This is a genomic window from Caulobacter sp. LjRoot300 (assembly GCF_964253875.1).
Taxonomy (GTDB): domain Bacteria; phylum Pseudomonadota; class Alphaproteobacteria; order Caulobacterales; family Caulobacteraceae; genus Caulobacter.
This window is the reverse complement of the sequence record NZ_CAXUSA020000002.1, coordinates 399050-415913: the sequence shown is the minus strand read 5'-3', so window position 1 is coordinate 415913 and position 16864 is coordinate 399050. Positions and strand designations below refer to the sequence as shown.

Genomic DNA, 16864 nt, shown 5'->3' with positions numbered 1-16864 from the left:
CTGCGAACGGACTTTTCCCAGTCAGAACGCCAAACCGGTCGCGGCCGCAAGCTCCTCCAGCGCCTGGTCCTCGGTCGTGACCTTGATGGCGGTCATGCCCAGGGCCGCCGCCGGCTTGCAGTTGATCCCCAGGTCGTCGAGATAGACGCATCGCTCCGGCGTCACGGCCAGCAGCTCGCACATCATCCGGTAGATGCGCGGGTCGGGCTTGCGCACCCCCGCCCTGGAGCTTTCGATCACCGCGTCGAACCGCGCGAAGATGCCGGCGATCGCCTGGGCTTTCTCGGCCGAGCCGGCCATGCCGGTCCCGTGCCCGGTCACGACGTTGTTGGTGATGCAGCCGACCTTGAACCGCGCCTTGCAGGCGTCCAGGGCCGCCACCACGCGCGGCCGCACGTCGCCCGACAGCAGCGGCAGCACCTCGGCCCCGCGCAGCGGATGGCCCAGGCGCGTCGCCTCCTCCAGGAACATGGCGTCGAAGGCCGCCGCATCGATTTCGTTGCGCTCGAACAGCGCCCAGGCGTTGGCGTCGGGATCGGCGGCGTTGACCCGGCGGATGAAGTCGGCCGGCAGGCCGCGCTGGGCCTCGAACCGCCGGAAGGCCTCGAACGGCGAGGTGGTGAACACCCCGCCGAAGTCCCAGATCACCGCCTCGATCGCCATGCGCGCCTCAAACATCTGTTTGACGCGACGCTAGGCGGCCGGCGCGGTCCTGACAATCGCCCTGAGAATCTTCATGGCCACGCTCGCGTCGAAGGCGAAAAGGCGCGAAACCTGCCGGCGGCTCTGGTTTGTTAACCTTCTGGAGTTCTCGCCATGGTCCGCCGCCTGCTTCCGTCGCTCGCGCTCGCCGCCGTCCTCTGCGGCGTGGGAACCGCCGCCTCCGCCCAGGCCTGGCCGGGCGAGTGCGTGACCCGGCGGGTCACCGGCCCGGGCGGCGCCTATCGCTGGGACCGCGTCGAGTGCGAGGCCCATGCCGGGCCGAGCGACTTCGACCGCTGGGGCCGGCGACCGCTGGACGTGGTGGAAGATCCGCCGCTGGACGGCCCGCTGATCGGTGACCGCTATGGCGGTTGGCGCCGGGCGCCCGCCTATCCGGCCTATGACGAAGGCCCGTACCGGGAGGAGCCCTACCCGTACTATCCGACCTACCGCGTCGCGGGCCGCGACGAGGACGGCTTCCTGGTCTGGCCGGGCAAGCTGCCGTAGCGGCCGGCGTCGTGGCCCGGGGCTTGCGTGGGAGGCGGTCGTTCGCGCCAATCCGGGACGAGGGGGCTTTTCCATCATGCGCACGCCGAGCAAGCGGGTCTTCGAGACCTATGAGATCGTGGCGATCGTCGCCTTCGTGCTGGCCGCGGTCGCCGTCGCCGCCCTGAGACTGATCGCCTAGGCTGGATCAATCTTCAGCCCTGGAGCCGAAAACCTCGTCCTTCGACAAGCTCAGGATGAGGTTTTCTAATGCCACGGCCTGCACAATGGTCCTCATCCTGAGCTTGTCGAAGGACGAGGACCACGCACGGCGTTCACGTCGGCCCGGCCAAGCCCCCGCCGGAACCGGCCGGTTTCGGAACACAAGAGCCTTGTCCGCGCGTTGTGGACGGGTATCTGGAGGTTCCGCCCTGACGACGCTCGTCCCTGATCCCCCGCCCAGCCTGGCCGCGCGCCTGCGCGGCCTGCCGCCGCGCGCCCGCTGGGGGATGATCGGGGCGATCCTGCTGACCGTGGCGATCGTCGTCTTCCTGGTGATCTTCGACTGGAACTGGTTTCGCGGCCCGCTGGGACGCTTCGCCTCGGCCCGGCTGAACCGCGAGGTGGTGATCACCGGCGACCTGCGCGTCCATCCCTGGTCGTTCTCGCCCAAGGCCGAGGCTCTGGGCGTCCGCATCGCCCAGCCCGACTGGGCCGCCAAGGCCGATCCCAAGGCCGATCCCAAGGGCTCGCCGGCCGGCGCGCCGATGGCCCAGGTCGGCCGCATCGCGGTGCAGATCAAGCTGCTGGCCCTGCTGAAGGGCGACGTGATCCTGCCGCTGCTGGCCGTCGACCGCCCCGACCTGCGACTGCTGCGCGAGGCCTCGGGCCGCGCCAACTGGACGTTCGGCGACCCCGACGCCCCCAGGAAGCCGCTGAAACTGCCGGCCATCCAGCACTTCATCATCAATGACGGCCAGTTGCGCTACGAGGACCAGCAGCGCGACGTCGTCTTCGTGGGCACGGTCAGCTCCAACGAACACGCCGGCGGCGACGGGCGCGGCAGGTTCGTGCTGGAAGGCAAGGGCCAGCTGAACCGCGCGCCGTTCACCGCCCTGGTCACCGGCGGCCCGCTGCTGAACATCTCGCCCAACCGGCCCTATCCGTTCGACGCGCGGGTCGATGCCGGCTCGACTCATGTCACGGCCAAGGGCGACATCACCAAGCCGTTCAACCTGGGCCTGTTCGAGACCCAGCTGACGGTGTCGGGCTCGGACCTGAACCGCCTCTACGCCCTGACCGGCTTGGCCCTGCCCAACACCCCGCCCTACCGGATCAGCGGCCACCTGAGCCGCAAGGGCGAGCGCTTCGACTTCAAGCGGCTGGACGGCCGGGTCGGCGACAGCGACGTCTCGGGCGACCTGTTCGTGCTGATGGGGCGCGAGCGGCCCTATCTGGAGGCCGACCTGCAGTCGCGCCGCCTGGACTTCGACGACCTGGGCAGTCTGGTCGGCGCCGCGCCGGCCACCGGCCGGGGCGAGACCGCCTCGCCCGGCCAGAAGGTCGAGGCCGCCCAGCGCGACGCCACCCGCCGCCTGCTGCCGGACGCCACCCTGCAGGTCGATCGGGTCAAGGCCATGGACGCCAAGGTCAAGTACCGCGCCCTGGCGGTCAACGCGCCCAACCTGCCGCTCCAGAAGGTCCGGCTGGACCTGACGCTGGACAAGGGCGTGCTGACCATGGACCCGCTGGCCTTCACCTTCTCGCGCGGCGACCTGGCCGGAAAGGTGCGGCTGGACGCCAATCCGAAGGTCCCCCGCACCGACCTCGACATGCGGCTGACCAACGCCAAGCTGGAGGACTTCATCCCGATCCAGAGCGGCGGCAAGCCGGCGATCGAGGGCGGGGTGATGGCCCGGGCCAAGCTGACCGGTTACGGCAATTCGGTGCACCGCGCCGCCTCGTCGGCCAACGGCCAGGTGACGGTGGTGTCGCCCCGGGGCGAGATCCGCCAGGCCTTCGCCGAGCTGCTGGGCGTCAACGCCTCCAAGGGACTGATCCTGCTGCTGAGCAAGGACAACCGCGAAACCAGCGTCCGCTGCGCCGTGGCCGACTTCAGCGTTAAGGACGGGATCATGACCGCCAACCAGATCGTCGCCGACACCGGGGTGGTGCTGGCCAAGGGCAAGGGCACGGTCGACCTCCAGACCGAGCGTTTGGACCTGAAGATCGAGGGCGACAGCAAGAAGCCCCGCCTGGTCCGCCTGTTCATCCCGATCACCATCCGGGGGCCGTTCATGACCCCGAAGGTCGGGCTGGAGACCGGCGGCGCCGTGGCCCAGGGCGGCCTCGCCGCGGCCCTGGGCAGCCTGGTCACGCCCCTGGCCGCCATCCTGCCCTTCGTCACCGGCGGCGAGGCCAAGGACGCCGACTGCGCCAGCCTGGTGGCCGAGGCCCGCCGCGAGGGCGCGCCGGTCAAGGTGGCCCAGACCACGCCGGCCAAGGTCAGGAAGAAGTAGGTGCTAGCTCAGGTTCGCCGGAAGAAGAACACCTTGGCCGCTCCGTAGTCGCGCGCGTCGAGCCGCTCGAAGCCCGCGGGCGCGGGGTCGGGCTCGTCGCGGCCGCGCTCGAACATCACCACCGCGCCGGGGACCAGCCAGTCCCCGGCGAGCAGCTGGTCCAGGGCCTTCTCGCCCAGGCCCCTGGCGTAGGGCGGGTCGAGGAAGGCGACGTCGAACGGCGCGCCGACGCTGCCGGGGCGCGGGCCCAGGTCGGTGGCGTCGCGCCGGTGCACGCGGGCCTGGCCGAACAGGCCGAAGGCCTCCAGGTTCTCGCGGATCGCGCCGCGCGCGGCGTCGTCGGTCTCGACGAACAGGCAGAAGCCCGCCCCGCGCGACATGGCCTCCAGGCCGAGAGCCCCGGAACCGGCGAACAGGTCGATCACCCGCGCGTCGTGCAGCGCCGGCGCCCAGGCGGCGTGCTCGAGGATGTTGAACACCGCCTGCCGCGCCCGGTCGGAGGTGGGGCGGGTGGTGGCGCCCGGCGGGGTGGCGATGGCCTTGCCGCGATATCGGCCCGAGACGATGCGCAAGCGGTCAGTCCTCGGCGATCTGGGCGGCCGAGAGCTTGCCGCTCCGGACCATCAGCCGGTTGATCAGCGACAGCGCGCCGAGGACCAGGGCGATGCCCAGCCAGCCCCAGGGCGTGCGGGTGACGATGCTGAGGAAGATCAGGCCGCACATCAGCCCGGGCAGCAGGGCCACGCGCAGCAGCACGTAGATCTTCTCGATCGCCGGCATCGGTTCCGACAGGCCGCCGAGGAAGGCGGCGTAGCCCCAGGCCATCGCGTGGGCCAGGCCGATGGCGGTCACCAGGCCGACATAGACGAACACCGCCGGGGCGGAGCCGCTTTCCCACAGCAGCTCGGTGGCCAGCGGCAACAGGGCCAGCAGGCCCAGCATGACCAGGTTCAGGACATCCAGGGCGCCGTCGGCCTTGCGCAGGCGCGAATAGATGCGGCGATGGCTGATCCAGTAGATGCCGACCACCGCGAAGCTGACGGCGTAGGCCATCAGCTTGTGCTGCATCTGGCCGAACAGGTCGGCCACGCCATGCCAGTGCTCGGGCGGATGGATCTCGATGGCCAGCAGCGTGATGGCGATCGCGAACACCGCGTCCGAGAACAGGATCAGGCGATGCAGGTGCTGCGCTTCCTTGTCGGTGATGTCGGTCATGAGGCGCCCCGTTCCTGTCCCGCCCGCTTTCGCCCCGATGTGTGCCGCGCGTCGGCCATCGCGGCAAGTCGCGTGTCGCGCCGCTTGCGTCGCGCGCGGCGAACGCCTAGCGAAGAAGCGGGCTCAGGATCGAAAAACAGTGGTGCTAGCAGAGCTTCGACGGTCGCCGTTCCTGGACGATCTGACGCCGGCCGACCGGCGCGTGGTTCCGCTGCTGCTGACCCTGGTGGTCGGCGTGGTCGCCGCCCTGCTGGCCGCCGTGATCTGCGGCATCGCGGTGTTCGTGGCCTTCGCGATCGGCGGCGGCGGCGTGGAGTCGGCCGAGCGGCTGATGGCCATGATCGGCGGCGGCGGGACGCCGGCCGGCCTGACCCAGATCGCCTTCGTGATCAGCCTGCTGGCCTTCGTCAACGGCGGCATGGCCCTGGCTTTCGTCGGCGTCGCCGCCCTGCTGCACCATCGCCGGTTGGCCTCATATTTCACCGCCGCCGCGGGCTTCCGCTGGCGGCTGCTGCTGCTGGGCCTGGGCCTGTTCGCTGTGACGATCGGCCCCCTGCTGCTGGCCTCGGCGGCGCTGGACCCCAAGGCGCATGGCGCGCCGCTGCTGGCCGTCAGCCCGGACCTGGGCGGACGCCTGGCCTATGCGGCCCTGACCGTCTCCCTGCTGGTGATCGCCGCGGCGGCCGAGGAACTGGTCTTCCGCGGCTGGCTGGTCAAGATCGTCGGCGCCTGGTTCCCCGACCCGCGCGTGGTGCTGGTGCTGAGCGGCCTGCTGTTCTCGGCGATCCACTTCGATCCCAATCTCGACGCCTTCCTGATGCGGCTGGCCATGGGCGTGGGCCTGGCCTGGATGACCCTGCGGCTGGGCGGGATCGAGTTCGCGGTCGGCGCCCATGCGGCCAACAACATCCTGATCCTGCTGTTCGTCCAGCCGATGTCGCTGAAGCCCGACCCGCCGCACGGCTTTCCGCCGGAGACCCTGGTGATCGCGCCGCTGATGCTGGCCGGCTATGTCGCCCTGGCCGAGATCGTGGCCCGATGGGCCCCGCTGCGCCGCTGGACCCGCCTGGCCGCCACCTAGAGCGAACCGCGCGATGTAGGAATCGCGCGGTTCGCTCTAGATTTTTGTTTTCGCATCGCTTTTGCGGAAAACCGGCATCCACTTTTCCGCGCGATGCTCTAGACCAGACCTCAGGACCACCGCAGGGGCGGCGCCTGGTCCTTCAGGGCCAGCAGCGCCGCGCGCAGCCGCGCCATGAAGGCCGGCCGGTCGCCCTCCCAGTCCAGCGGCTCGCCGACCAGCACCGCGCAGTTCAGCGGCGCGGGGATGGCCTCGCCCTTGGGCAGGACCCGGCCGGCGCCCTGGATCCAGACCGGCGTCACCGGCGCCTCGGGAAAGGCCTCGGCCAGGCGCGCCACGCCGCCCTTCAACCGGCCCAGCTGGTCGCCGTCGCCGCGCGTGCCTTCGGGAAACACCACCACGATGTCGCCGGCCGCCAGGGCGGCGCGGGCCGGGGCCAGCACGTCCTCGCCCGCCCCGGCCTTCAGCCGGGCCACCGGCACGATGCCGATCACGTGGCGCGAGAACCAGCCGATCACCGGGTCGCGCAGGAAATAGTCGGCCGCCGCCACGGGCCGCACCCGGGCCACGGCGCGCGACGGGAAGATCGCCAGCAGCAGCAGGGTGTCAACGTGGCTGGAATGGTTGGCCGCGACGATGGCCGGGCCCTTCAGCGGCAGGCGCTCGCGGCCGGTGACGTCGGCCCCGGTCAGGAACAGGGCCAGGGGCCGGGCCGCCAGCACCAGCAGCAGGAAACGCAGCCAACCCATCGTCAAAACTTGCTCATCAGAACTTGCTTAGGGCGAACACCGCCAGCAGGTGGAAATAGAGCGGCGCGGTGAAGGTCAGGCTGTCGGCGCGGTCCAGCACCCCGCCGTGGCCGGGAATGGCGTGCGAGGTGTCCTTGACCCCGATGTCGCGCTTGATCGCGCTCATGGTCACGTCGCCGGCGAAGCCCGCCAGCGGCAGGGTGAAGGCGACCACCAGCAGGCCAAGGCCGGCCAGCGGCGTGAACAATGGTCCGGCGAACCCGATCAGCAGCCCCGTCGCCAGCCAGCCGCCGAGGAAGCCTTCCCAGGTCTTGTTGGGGCTGACCGTGGGCGCGATCTTGTGGCGGCCCAGCAGCTTGCCGACCACGTACTGGGCTACGTCGTTGAATTCGGTGACCAGCAACAGGAAGAACACCAGCCCCGCCGCCCCGGCCGGCAGGCGGTCGCTGTCGGGGACCCGCATCAGGAAGGCCGCGAAGCCCAGATTGTAGACGCAGGTCACCAGGCCCCAGTGGAAGGTCGCGGCCGTGGTCAGGAAGCCCCGCGTCTGGCCCAGCATGGCCATCAGGAACGGCAGGCCCAGGAAGGCCCAGACCGGGATGAAGACCAGGTAAAACATGTACTTGTCGGCGGCGATGAAGCCGTAGGCGGCGACCAGGGCCAGGTAGGCGGCGAAGATGGCGGGCCGGTCCTCCTTGCGGATCGGGGCCAGGGACAGGAACTCGCGCAGGGCCATGAACGAGATCAGGGCGAAGACCAGCACCGTGGCCCCCCAGCCCAGCAGCAGGGCCCCGGCCAGCAGGGCGACCATCACCCACCAGCTGGCGATGCGCTGGCGCAGCTCGCGATAGTCCTTGTCCGGCTTCAGGACGGTCAGCAGGGTGGCGGTCGCCCCGGCCACGCTGAGCAGGGCCACCACGCCCGCCAGGCCCGCCAGCAGGATCGGCGGCTGGGCGGCGAAGAAGGTTCGAACGGTCGCGACGATGTCCATGCGGCTCCCGCCAACGCGCCTCCTGGCGGCGCTCGCGTTTAGCTATAGCCTAGTTCTCGCCTTGGAGGAGACGCCATGACCCAGGACCTGGACAACCGCCGCCCGCTGAAGGTCCGCGACGCCGCCTTCGCGCGTCGGATGGCCCGAAGCCTGGCCGAGGCCAAGGTCGAGCCGGACGTCATCTCCGCCACCAGCGTCGCCTTCGCGGTCCTGGGCGGCGCCTTGCTGATGACGGCCGGGGCGCTGGATAACGGGCTCTTTCGGGCGGTGCTGTTCGTGCTGGCGGCGCTGTGCATCCAGGCCCGGCTGCTGTGCAACCTGCTGGACGGCCTGGTGGCGGTCGAGCACGGCCGGGGCGGGTCGGCGGGACCGATCTGGAACGAGCTGCCCGACCGGATCGCCGACGTCCTGCTGCTGGCCGGGGCCGGCTATGGCGTGCAGTCGGCCGGGATCGCGGGCGGGACGGCCGCCGGCTGGATCGCGGCCGTGCTGGCGGTGCTGACCGCCTATGTCCGCGAGTTGGGCCGGGGCCTTGGCCAGCCGGCCGACTTCTCCGGTCCGATGGCCAAGCAACAGCGGATGGCCACCCTGACCGCGTTCTGCCTGATCTCGGCGCTGGAGCCGCTGTGGCGCGGCCATGGCGCGGTGCTGCTGTGCGGGCTGGTGGTGATCGCCGCGGGAAGCCTGGTCACGGTGATCCGGCGGACAGGCAACCTGGCGCGCGGGCTGCGGGCCTGACTCGCCACCCGCCGACGGGGACAGGCACATGTGCCTGTCCCCAACCGTTCCCCGACCGTTCGCTAGCGCTTGCCGCGCGGCGGGCCCGAACCGCCCGGACGCGGACCGCCTGGCTTGCCGCCGGCGCGTGGCGCGCCCTTGGGAGCGTCTGGCCGAGCGCCGGCCGACTTCGCCATGCCGGGCTTGGACCACACCTTGCCCGCTTCGCCCGGCTTGGAGCCAACGGTCTTGGGGCCCGCCGCCTTGACCGTGCTCGGCTTGCCGCCGGGACGCGCGCCGCCGGGCTTGCCGCCCGCCTTGGCCGGGCCCTCGGTCAGCGGCTTGTAGCCATTGGCCCGCAGCGCGCCGAGCTTCGGCTTGGACGTCGCCTGAGCGTCCGACTTGGCTGGACGGGCCGCCTTGCCCTGGGCGGCGCGCTTGTCGGCGGCGTTCTTCTCGGCCAGGTCCCTGTCGCGGACCCGCTTGGCGGCGGCGTCGCGATAGGACAGCGGCTTGGGGCCGATCATCTTGCTCTCGATCGACTTCTTGGCCGGACGAACGGGTTCGCGGCCGGCGATGGCCGGCTTCTTCTTGGGCTTGGCCCAGCCCGGCTTGCGGACGAACTTGTCTTCCTCGACCTTTTCCTCGGGCGTGATGATCGAGACCTGGGCCAGCCGGTTGGTGCGGGGCACGCCGCGGCGCTGCATGTCGCCGCCGCCCGCTGTGCCGACCGCCTTCAGCGGATCGGCCACCCCGATGAACTGCGGCTTGTCGCCCTTGGGCATGTTCTCTTCGGCGACGATGCCTTCCAGCAGCTCGCGGATCACCCGGGGGCCGACCTCCTCGACCTGGCCCGGCAGCAGGGTCCCCAGCGCGAACGGGCCGTAGGACAGGCGGATCAGCCGGTTGACCTTCAGGCCGATGGATTCCAGCACCCGCCGCACTTCGCGGTTCTTGCCTTCGCTCAGCGACAGGGTGATCCAGATGTTCTTGCCGCCGCCCGCCTTTTCCTGGGCCTTGTCGAGACGCGCCTCGATAGGGCCGTAGCGCACGCCCTCGACCGTGCACCCGTCCTTCAGCCGATCCAGCTTGGCCTGGGTGGTGTCGCCGAAGGCGCGGGCCCGATAGCGGCGCACCCAGGCGTTGTTCGGCATCTCCAAGGCCCGTGACAGGGCGCCGTCATTGGTCAGCAGCAGCAGGCCCTCGGAGTTGAGGTCCAGGCGTCCCACCGAGATCAGGCGCGGCAGGTCGCGCGGCAGGGCCTGGAACACCGTCGGGCGGTTCTTGGGATCGTTGTGGGTGGTCATCAGCCCGGTGGGCTTGTGATAGCGGAAGACCCGCGTCGCCTCGGGCTCGTCGATCATCTTGCCGTCGACGGTCAGGATGTCGCCCGGACGGACCTTGACGGCGGGGGTGGTCAGAACCTCGCCGTTCAGGGCGACTCGGCCATCTTCGATCAGCCGCTCGACCGCGCGCCGCGAGGCCACGCCGGCCCGGGCCAGCATCTTGGCGACCCGCGCCCCGTCTCCGTCGTCGTCTTGACCCGGAATGGCGTTGTCATGCAGGTGGGGCTGGTATTTGTCGGTCACGGCGTCGGTCCTTCAAGGGCTGGGCGCATCTCACGATGGGCGGTTTTCTAATGCGCACCGATCAGGGCGAGGATCAAGACGCCCGGGATCTGGCGGCCATGGCCCTGGCCCTGGACGAGGCCCGCGCCGCCGCCGAGGCGGGCGAGACGCCGGTCGGCGCGGTGATCCTCGACCCGGCGACCGGCGAGATCCTGGCCCGGGCCGGCAACGGGCCGATCGGCGCCCACGACCCCACGGCCCACGCCGAGATCGCGGCGATCCGGCTTGCGGCCGCCAAGCTTGGCAATTACCGCCTGACCGACCTGACCCTGGTGGTGACGCTGGAGCCCTGCGCCATGTGCGCGGGAGCGATCAGCCACGCGCGGATCGGCCGGGTAGTGTTCGGGGCCGAGGATCCCAAGGGCGGGGCGGTGGTCCACGGTCCCAGGTTCTTCGCCCAGCCCACCTGCCACTGGCGGCCGGAGGTCACCGGCGGGGTGATGGCCCAGGAGAGCGCGGACCTGCTGCGGGGGTTCTTCAGGGAACGGCGGAAGAAGTAGGCTCGCGCGGCCTTCAGTTCACCATCGCCGAGCCCAGCAGCACCTTGGACCCCTTGCGGCCCAGCACCTGGTCGGCGGCGTCCTGCATGCGCGAGCCCAGATAGGTCAGGTCCGGGGCCGCGCCGCGCGGCAGGCCGGCGGTATAGGTCATCAGCACCTGGGCGAAGGCGGCGCGCAGACGCGGTTCCGACTGCCGGGCGCGCTCCATCAGGACCGGATCCAGCGCCTGGACCCCAGTCTCCAGGGTCATGACGCCCCGCCGGCCGTCGCGGCGGATCGCGGTGGCGGTCAGGGGCTGCAGGGCGAAATAGGTCGCGGGCGCCGTCTTCTCTTCCTTGCCGTGGCCGGCGAAGGCGGGCGGGGCGGCCAGGCTGGCGGCGGCCAGCAGCGACAGGAGGGGCAGGGCGAGGGCGCGGCGCATGGGGCCTTGTCGCACGACCGGGTTGACGTCCTCTTTACGTCTGGCGGGCACAAAGGGACGTTAACCATGACCCGCCTCGCGCGCCGATCCGGCGGCGGAGGCTCAGGAGGCTGAAATTGGGGCGCTTTTCACCAAAAACCCTCGATCTGGACGGCAAGGTCATCCTGGTGACCGGCGGCACCGGGTCGTTCGGCCGCCGTTTCATCGAGACCGTCCTGCGACGTTCGGACCCGCGGAAGGTGATCATCTATTCCCGCGACGAATTGAAGCAGAGCGACATGCAGCTGGAGCTGCGCGAGCAGTTCGACGAGGCTGTCTGCGGCAAGCTCCGCTTCTTCCTGGGCGACGTGCGCGACCGTGAGCGCCTGACCCTGGCCCTGCGCGGCGTCGACATCGTCATCCACGCGGCCGCCCTCAAGCAGGTGCCGGCCGCCGAGTACAACCCCTCGGAATGCATCCACACCAACGTGCTGGGCGCCGAGAACGTGGTCTGGGCCAGCCTCAACAACCATGTCAAGCAAGTGGTGGCCCTGTCGACCGACAAGGCCTGCAATCCGATCAACCTGTACGGCGCGACCAAGCTGGCCTCCGACAAGACCTTCGTGGCGGCCAACAACCTGTCGGGCGACATCGGCACCCGCTTCGCGGTTGTTCGTTATGGGAACGTCGTTGGGTCGCGCGGCAGCGTGGTGCCGCTCTACAAGCGCCTGCTGGGCCAGGGCGCGACCGAGCTGCCGGTCACCGACGCCCGGATGACCCGGTTCTGGATCACCCTGAACGAGGGCGTGGCGTTCGTGCTGTCGTCGCTGGAGATCATGCGCGGCGGCGAGATCTTCGTGCCCAAGATCCCGTCGATGACCATGCCGGACCTGGTCAAGGCCATGTCGCCGGACGTCGGCATGAAGATCGTCGGCATCCGCCCGGGCGAGAAGCTGCACGAGATGATGATCAGCGCCGACGACGCCCGCGCCACCGTCGAACTCGAGGACCGCTACGTGATCGAGCCCACCTTCGTGGAATATCCGCGCAAGCCGTTCCGCGGCGAGGCGGGGGCCAGGGACGTGGCCGAGGGCTTCAGCTACAGCAGCGACAGCAACGACGACTGGCTCAGCGAGGACGGCCTCAACGCCATGCTGGCCGAGAAGGCCTGATGTCGGCGTCGTCTTCTGGAGGGGGGGCGCCGCCCTTCCTCCCCTACGGCCGCCAGACCATCGAGGACGACGACGTGGCGGCGGTGGCGGCGGCCCTGCGCGCCGACTTCCTGACCACCGGCCCGACGGTCGAGGCCTTCGAGACGGCGTTCAAGCAGAAGGTCGGGGCCGAGCACGCCATCGCCGCGGCCAACGGCACCGCCACCCTGCACCTGGCCATGCTGGCCCTGGGCGTGGGCGAGGGCGACGTCTGCATCGCCCCGTCGGTCACCTTCCTGGCCACCGCCAACTGCGCCCGCTATGTCGGCGCCGAGGTGGTGTTCGCCGACGTCGACCCGGGCAGCGGCCTGATGACGCCGGACACCTTGGCCGAGGCCCTGAAGCGGGCCGAGGGCCGGCGGGTGCGGGCCGTGCTGCCGGTGCACCTGCGCGGCGACGTTTGCGATCTGCCGGGCCTGAAGGCCCTGGCTGACGGCGTCGGCGCGGTGCTGGTCGAGGACGCGCCCCACGCCCTAGGCTCGGTTGGCGCGTTCGACGGGGTCGCCCACCCGGTCGGTGACGGCGCCTTTTCCAGCTTCGCCAGCTTCTCGTTCCACCCGGTCAAGACCCTGGCCACCGGCGAAGGCGGCATGCTGACCACCAACGACGCGGCCCTGGCGGCGCGGGCCCGTAGCCTGCGCGGCCACGGCATGGTCCGCCCGGCCGGGGCCGAGCCCTGGGTCTACGAGATGCCCGAGCTGGGTTTCAACTACCGCATCCCCGACGTGCTGTGCGCCCTGGGGATCTCGCAGCTGGCCAAGCTGGACCGCTTCGTCGCTCGCCGGCGGACGCTGGCGGCGCTCTATGTCGACAAGCTGGCCGCCCTGGCCCCGGTGGTGCGCCTGGCGGAAAGCCCCGCCTGGTCCGATCCGGCCCTGCACCTGCTGACCGTGCTGATCGACTTCGAAGCCCTGGGCACGACCCGCCTGGCGGTGGTCGAGGCCCTGAAGGCGGCAGGTGTCGGCAGCCAGGTGCACTACATCCCGGTCCACACCCAGCCCTATTACCAGGCCCGCTACGGCGCCCCGGACCTACCCGGCGCCGACGCCTGGTACGCGCGGTGCCTGACCCTGCCGCTGTATCCGGGCATGGCCGACGGGGACGTGGACCGGGTGGTCGAGGCGCTGGCTAGCGCTTTGGGGCGGTAGACGGCCGAGGAGCCAGGTTTCTTCTCCCGCAAGGGGAGAAGACCGTGAAAGTCCATCTCTCCCAACCCCGCCCGCAGCGGCGTGGCCGCATCCGAGGCAGATGCGGTCCGTCGCCAAGCGGACCTTTCGAGAGTCGAGAAGGGTGGTTGTCGGACGCCTCCTCGAGTCGCTTTGGCAGACGGTCTCGCTCGCCTCAGAAAACCAACCTCTAGCTTGGGGCGCGGCGGGCTTGCAGGCGCGAAGCGCCTTGAGATGGAGGAAACCAGGACACTCCAGGCATGAATTTCACGCATGGCTCCCCGTAGTTTAGGTCGATTGTCGGCCCTCGCCATAAGGCCTTCAATGCAGACATTGCTGAGGTCAGGCGGCCTGGGCCCGATGAACGCTCGTCGCCGACGAAGTATCGGAGCCAATCAAAATCATGAGATTCTTCTTCCGCGTCGCGCTGACCACCACTGTGCTGCTTGGCGCCAGCGGTCTCGCTCTGGAGCTGGCGCATTGCTTTGCCGGTCAACTGCCTCCCCTCTCGTTGGAGACTCCTCGGGCAACAGCGCCGCTCGACGCGTGGCCTGTCGGCGATACGGAGCGGGTTTGGTCAGCGCCCCATGGCCTGGTCCAGGAGCCTGTCTGGCCTGGCGAGCCCCCGAACATGGTCGGCGCGCAATCCGATCCAGAAAGCGTGCGCGTCGCCAAGACGCCCGACGCGCTCACGGGCGATCGATCCGAGACGGTGCTCAACGTTAGCCGTCCGACCATGACGATCTATCCGCCCAAGGGACGCAATACGGGCGCCGCGATCATCGTATTTCCCGGCGGCGGTTTTCGTGCGGTGGCGATCACGTTGGAGGGGACTGAAGTCTGCGATTGGATCACGGCAAGGGGCGTGACGTGCATCCTGTCTAAGTATCGGGTGCCCGGCAGCAACCACTACTGGAACCCCCAATGCCGCTGCGTCATTGACCCCAAGCCGCCCCGCGCGCTCCAAGACGCCCAACGAACGATCCGCCTCGTCAGGACGCGAGCTGCCAGCCTGGGCGTTGATCCGCACAAAATCGGCGTCATGGGCTTTTCGGCTGGGGGGTATCTGGTGGCCCAGACCAGCAACATCTTCGAGTCTAGTTACGCGCCGGTCGATGGGGCGGACCGAGTTAGCAGCCGCCCTGACTTCGCCATCGCTTTCTTTCCTGGGCATCTCTGCCGGAATGGCGACTTGGATCCTGGCATACGGGTCACCGAACGTACCCCACCGACCTTCTTACTTCAGTCCTGGGACGACCCAGTAGACCCCATCTGTAACAGCACACTATATGCCCGAGCGTTGAATGACGCGAACGTATCGGCCGAAGTTCACCTATTCGCCCATGGCGGTCACGCTTTCGCACTAAGGCGTAACCATTCGCCTGACACAGTCTGGCCCGGTCTGCTGGAAAACTGGCTGGCTCAGATCGGCATACTGTCCAATCCGTCACGGTAGCCCTGCTATTGCTTTATTCATCCAGGCTTGAGCTTGGCCAAGCTTTTGAATGTCCGCATTTCGCCCGACCATCAGGGTCAGTTACGGGTGGATGGTCCTTCTGCCCGACCCTCCCTCTCTCGAAGAGAGAGGGCGTTTATGAGCATCCGCTAAGGGTCGAAAGCGGGCTTAGCGCCGCTCCCCCTAAGCCGCCGCCTTCTGTTGAACCATGCCCTTGAGCAGGTCCATGGTCTCGGGCGAGCCGGCCAGTTCCTCGCGGGCCTCGGGCGTGCGGGCCAGCCTTATCGCTTCGGCCTTGGCGCGGTCGGCGACCGGGCCGGTCGGGCCGGCCTCGCCCATGGCCAGCTTGATCAGCAGGGCCATCTTCTGGGGCAGGGGGGCGGGCGCGCGGACCAGCATGGCGACCAGGCGGGCGTCGGCCTCGATCATGCCGCCCACCTCGCCCAGGCGGGCGCACAGCGGCTCGTAGTCCTCGACCACCAGGCCCGAGCGGACCAGGGCCCTCTGCAGCGCGGCCAGGGCGGCCAGCTTCGACGCCGGCGAGTCCGGACCCTGGCGCAGCTCGCGCTCGAAGCGCAGGGCCAGGACGTTGGCCGACAGCCAGCGGGCGGCCATGCGCTTGTTGACCGCGCCCATGACGTTCTCGGCCAGGCGGATCAGCATCAGGATCTCTTCGCGCGACGAGCGGTCGCGGCCGAGCAGGGCCTCGATGAACTCGCCGTTCAGCAGGGTCTTGGACCGGGTGGTGAAGGCGCTGGTGATGTCTTCCGGCGGCAGGATGCGGCCGGCGGCGGCCGTCAGGCTCATGGCCAGGGCGCGCAGATATTCGATCTCGGCCTCGGCGTCGGCGGGCTTGAGGCGGCGCACGCCGTTCAGTTCCTTGAGCACCCGCTGGGCGATCGACATCCGTACGGCCGGGAAGTCCTCGCCGGCCAGCCAGTCGCTCAGGCGCTTGGCCGTGCCGGAAAGCTCGGGCATGCAGGTTCGCACCCCGGCCTCCATGCGGATCAGGCCCTCGACCTGGGCCCCGCCGGCCAGGCGGGTCATGGCGGCCAGGGTCGTGCCCAGGTCGGCGTCGCCGGCTCCCAGCAGGTCGGCCATCCCCGCCTTGGAGCCGATGATCTCGGCCAGGGGCGTCTCGATGGCGGCCAGGGCGGCGGCGCGGGCCTTCGGGTCGCTGGGCGCGGCGTCGGCCAGGTCGATCAGGCGGGCGATCTTCTCGGACCAGTTCTTGCCGGGCGCGATCGAGGCGGCGACCCCGGCCCCCAGCAGGAAGGCGCGGTCGGGATCGGCGGCCAGCCGCTCGGCGGCCCGGGCGAAGCCTTCCCTGTCCAGGTCGGGCAGGGCGCCCCTCTTGAACTGCTTCATCAGGTTGGCGACGGTGCGCTCGACCAGGCCCTGGAAGGTGCGGATCAGCTCGTGGACCGACATGCCCCGGGCCTCGGCCTCGGGGATGGCGATCTTCTGCAACGCGTGCTGCAGGTCGGTGCCCGAGGCTTCCAGCTTCTCGACCAGGTCGGGACGGTGCAGCAGCTCGAACGGGGTGGCGTTGTGACGGTCCAGCCAGGCTTCCAGCAGCCGGCCGATCCGGTCGCGGGCGTGGGCGGTGTAGAGGTCGGCCGGCTGGACGCAGAGCGGATCCAGGTCCTCCTGCACCTTCTTGGGCTTGCCGCCGTCGACCTGGCCCTTGGTGAAGATCGAGATCGACTTGTATTCGCGGCTTTCGGGGTCGAGGGTTTCCTTGCTGACGCGCACGGCGATCGCCCGCCCCTGCTCCAGCGCCTCCTCGGCGGTCTGCAGGGCGTAGGCGCGGATCTCGGTGGCCATGTCGAGCGTCCACTGCGCGCCAGGCTTGCGGCGCACGAACAGCTCGTAATGGACTTGGTCGCTCATCGGCAAAGGGCTCCCCGAACCTCCCTTATGGGATACAAGACCTTAAGGTGAGGTTGCCGCCCGGGTGCGTCACGGACGCCCTTCCGGACGGCCCCTCCGGGCCGCGCCGCAATCGCGCCACGCTGGAGCCGCAAAAGGCAGGGAAAGCTT

At 69.9% G+C, this 16864-nt stretch carries 16 protein-coding genes; 8 read left to right on the top strand and 8 right to left on the bottom strand.

Annotation, left to right across the window (positions count from 1 at the left end; translation table 11 throughout):
- Nucleotides 1–21: 21 nt before the first annotated feature.
- The gene (locus ACSQ2G_RS07300; RefSeq protein ID WP_436029558.1) at nucleotides 22–663 is read right to left on the bottom strand and encodes an HAD-IA family hydrolase; all 642 of its coding nucleotides are present in this window, start codon (nucleotides 661–663) and stop codon (nucleotides 22–24) included.
- Nucleotides 664–816: 153 nt separating this feature from the next.
- Here ACSQ2G_RS07300 and ACSQ2G_RS07295 point away from each other — a divergent pair, with 153 nt between their 5' ends.
- The gene (locus ACSQ2G_RS07295; RefSeq protein ID WP_436029556.1) at nucleotides 817–1209 is read left to right on the top strand and encodes a hypothetical protein; all 393 of its coding nucleotides are present in this window, start codon (nucleotides 817–819) and stop codon (nucleotides 1207–1209) included.
- Nucleotides 1210–1580: 371 nt separating this feature from the next.
- Nucleotides 1581–3707 carry an AsmA family protein gene (locus ACSQ2G_RS07290; protein ID WP_436029554.1) on the top strand — a complete coding sequence of 709 codons (2127 nt, stop codon included), beginning with the start codon at nucleotides 1581–1583 and terminating at the stop codon, nucleotides 3705–3707.
- Between the two features lie 8 nt (nucleotides 3708–3715).
- Here the strand turns inward: ACSQ2G_RS07290 and rsmD are convergent, their stop codons facing one another.
- Complete coding sequence (rsmD, locus tag ACSQ2G_RS07285; RefSeq protein ID WP_436029552.1) at nucleotides 3716–4279, bottom strand: 16S rRNA (guanine(966)-N(2))-methyltransferase RsmD; 564 nt, start codon at nucleotides 4277–4279, stop codon at nucleotides 3716–3718.
- Nucleotides 4280–4283: 4 nt separating this feature from the next.
- Nucleotides 4284–4922: a TMEM175 family protein gene (locus ACSQ2G_RS07280; protein ID WP_436029550.1), complete on the bottom strand. Its 639-nt coding sequence runs from the start codon at nucleotides 4920–4922 to the stop codon at nucleotides 4284–4286.
- A gap of 142 nt (nucleotides 4923–5064) precedes the next feature.
- Here ACSQ2G_RS07280 and ACSQ2G_RS07275 point away from each other — a divergent pair, with 142 nt between their 5' ends.
- Nucleotides 5065–6003, top strand: a complete 939-nt coding sequence (locus ACSQ2G_RS07275) for a CPBP family intramembrane glutamic endopeptidase (protein WP_436029548.1) — start codon at nucleotides 5065–5067, stop codon at nucleotides 6001–6003.
- A 110-nt stretch (nucleotides 6004–6113) separates the two neighbouring features.
- Here ACSQ2G_RS07275 and ACSQ2G_RS07270 read toward each other — a convergent pair whose 3' ends face one another.
- Together ACSQ2G_RS07270 and ACSQ2G_RS07265 are read right to left on the bottom strand one after the other, a co-directional pair.
- The gene (locus ACSQ2G_RS07270; protein WP_436029546.1) at nucleotides 6114–6752 is read right to left on the bottom strand and encodes a lysophospholipid acyltransferase family protein; all 639 of its coding nucleotides are present in this window, start codon (nucleotides 6750–6752) and stop codon (nucleotides 6114–6116) included.
- 16 nt (nucleotides 6753–6768) lie between these two features.
- Nucleotides 6769–7743: a phosphatidate cytidylyltransferase gene (locus ACSQ2G_RS07265; protein ID WP_436029544.1), complete on the bottom strand. Its 975-nt coding sequence runs from the start codon at nucleotides 7741–7743 to the stop codon at nucleotides 6769–6771.
- A gap of 75 nt (nucleotides 7744–7818) precedes the next feature.
- On the opposite strand from ACSQ2G_RS07265, the gene ACSQ2G_RS07260 reads away from it, so the two are divergent.
- The gene (locus tag ACSQ2G_RS07260) at nucleotides 7819–8481 is read left to right on the top strand and encodes a CDP-alcohol phosphatidyltransferase family protein (protein ID WP_436029542.1); all 663 of its coding nucleotides are present in this window, start codon (nucleotides 7819–7821) and stop codon (nucleotides 8479–8481) included.
- 62 nt (nucleotides 8482–8543) lie between these two features.
- On the opposite strand, the gene ACSQ2G_RS07255 is transcribed toward ACSQ2G_RS07260, so the two are convergent.
- Nucleotides 8544–10049: a pseudouridine synthase gene (locus ACSQ2G_RS07255; RefSeq protein ID WP_436029540.1), complete on the bottom strand. Its 1506-nt coding sequence runs from the start codon at nucleotides 10047–10049 to the stop codon at nucleotides 8544–8546.
- 50 nt (nucleotides 10050–10099) lie between these two features.
- Here ACSQ2G_RS07255 and ACSQ2G_RS07250 point away from each other — a divergent pair, with 50 nt between their 5' ends.
- Nucleotides 10100–10588 carry a nucleoside deaminase gene (locus ACSQ2G_RS07250; RefSeq protein WP_436029538.1) on the top strand — a complete coding sequence of 163 codons (489 nt, stop codon included), beginning with the start codon at nucleotides 10100–10102 and terminating at the stop codon, nucleotides 10586–10588.
- A 13-nt stretch (nucleotides 10589–10601) separates the two neighbouring features.
- On the opposite strand, the gene ACSQ2G_RS07245 is transcribed toward ACSQ2G_RS07250, so the two are convergent.
- A complete protein-coding gene (locus ACSQ2G_RS07245) occupies nucleotides 10602–11009 on the bottom strand; it encodes a hypothetical protein (protein ID WP_436029536.1) in 408 nt (135 codons plus the stop codon).
- A gap of 116 nt (nucleotides 11010–11125) precedes the next feature.
- On the opposite strand from ACSQ2G_RS07245, the gene pseB reads away from it, so the two are divergent.
- The 3 genes from pseB to ACSQ2G_RS07230 all read left to right on the top strand — a co-directional run bounded on the left by pseB (nucleotide 11126) and on the right by ACSQ2G_RS07230 (nucleotide 14821).
- Complete coding sequence (gene pseB / locus ACSQ2G_RS07240) at nucleotides 11126–12160, top strand: UDP-N-acetylglucosamine 4,6-dehydratase (inverting) (RefSeq protein WP_436029534.1); 1035 nt, start codon at nucleotides 11126–11128, stop codon at nucleotides 12158–12160.
- Complete coding sequence (gene pseC, locus ACSQ2G_RS07235) at nucleotides 12160–13347, top strand: UDP-4-amino-4,6-dideoxy-N-acetyl-beta-L-altrosamine transaminase (protein WP_436029532.1); 1188 nt, start codon at nucleotides 12160–12162, stop codon at nucleotides 13345–13347. Before pseB ends, pseC begins: the two co-directional genes overlap by 1 nt.
- A 421-nt stretch (nucleotides 13348–13768) precedes the next feature.
- Nucleotides 13769–14821 (top strand): alpha/beta hydrolase, encoded by a 1053-nt coding sequence (locus tag ACSQ2G_RS07230; protein WP_436029530.1) that lies wholly within the window; start codon nucleotides 13769–13771, stop codon nucleotides 14819–14821.
- 183 nt (nucleotides 14822–15004) lie between these two features.
- On the opposite strand, the gene ACSQ2G_RS07225 is transcribed toward ACSQ2G_RS07230, so the two are convergent.
- Entirely contained in the window at nucleotides 15005–16714 is a 1710-nt protein-coding gene (locus tag ACSQ2G_RS07225) for a hypothetical protein (RefSeq protein ID WP_436029528.1), read from the bottom strand.
- Nucleotides 16715–16864 lie beyond the last annotated feature (150 nt).

Bases quoted from the DNA above. Each gene is read 5' to 3' on its own strand.
- ACSQ2G_RS07300 (WP_436029558.1), bottom strand. From the start codon at position 663: ATGGCGATCGAGGCGGTGATCTGGGACTTCGGCGGGGTGTTCACCACC.
- ACSQ2G_RS07295 (WP_436029556.1), top strand. From the start codon at position 817: ATGGTCCGCCGCCTGCTTCCGTCGCTCGCGCTCGCCGCCGTCCTCTGC.
- ACSQ2G_RS07280 (WP_436029550.1), bottom strand. From the start codon at position 4,922: ATGACCGACATCACCGACAAGGAAGCGCAGCACCTGCATCGCCTGATC.
- ACSQ2G_RS07270 (WP_436029546.1), bottom strand. From the start codon at position 6,752: ATGGGTTGGCTGCGTTTCCTGCTGCTGGTGCTGGCGGCCCGGCCCCTG.
- ACSQ2G_RS07265 (WP_436029544.1), bottom strand. From the start codon at position 7,743: ATGGACATCGTCGCGACCGTTCGAACCTTCTTCGCCGCCCAGCCGCCG.
- ACSQ2G_RS07260 (WP_436029542.1), top strand. From the start codon at position 7,819: ATGACCCAGGACCTGGACAACCGCCGCCCGCTGAAGGTCCGCGACGCC.
- ACSQ2G_RS07250 (WP_436029538.1), top strand. From the start codon at position 10,100: ATGCGCACCGATCAGGGCGAGGATCAAGACGCCCGGGATCTGGCGGCC.
- ACSQ2G_RS07245 (WP_436029536.1), bottom strand. From the start codon at position 11,009: ATGCGCCGCGCCCTCGCCCTGCCCCTCCTGTCGCTGCTGGCCGCCGCC.
- pseC (WP_436029532.1), top strand. From the start codon at position 12,160: ATGTCGGCGTCGTCTTCTGGAGGGGGGGCGCCGCCCTTCCTCCCCTAC.
- ACSQ2G_RS07230 (WP_436029530.1), top strand. From the start codon at position 13,769: ATGAGATTCTTCTTCCGCGTCGCGCTGACCACCACTGTGCTGCTTGGC.
- ACSQ2G_RS07225 (WP_436029528.1), bottom strand. From the start codon at position 16,714: ATGAGCGACCAAGTCCATTACGAGCTGTTCGTGCGCCGCAAGCCTGGC.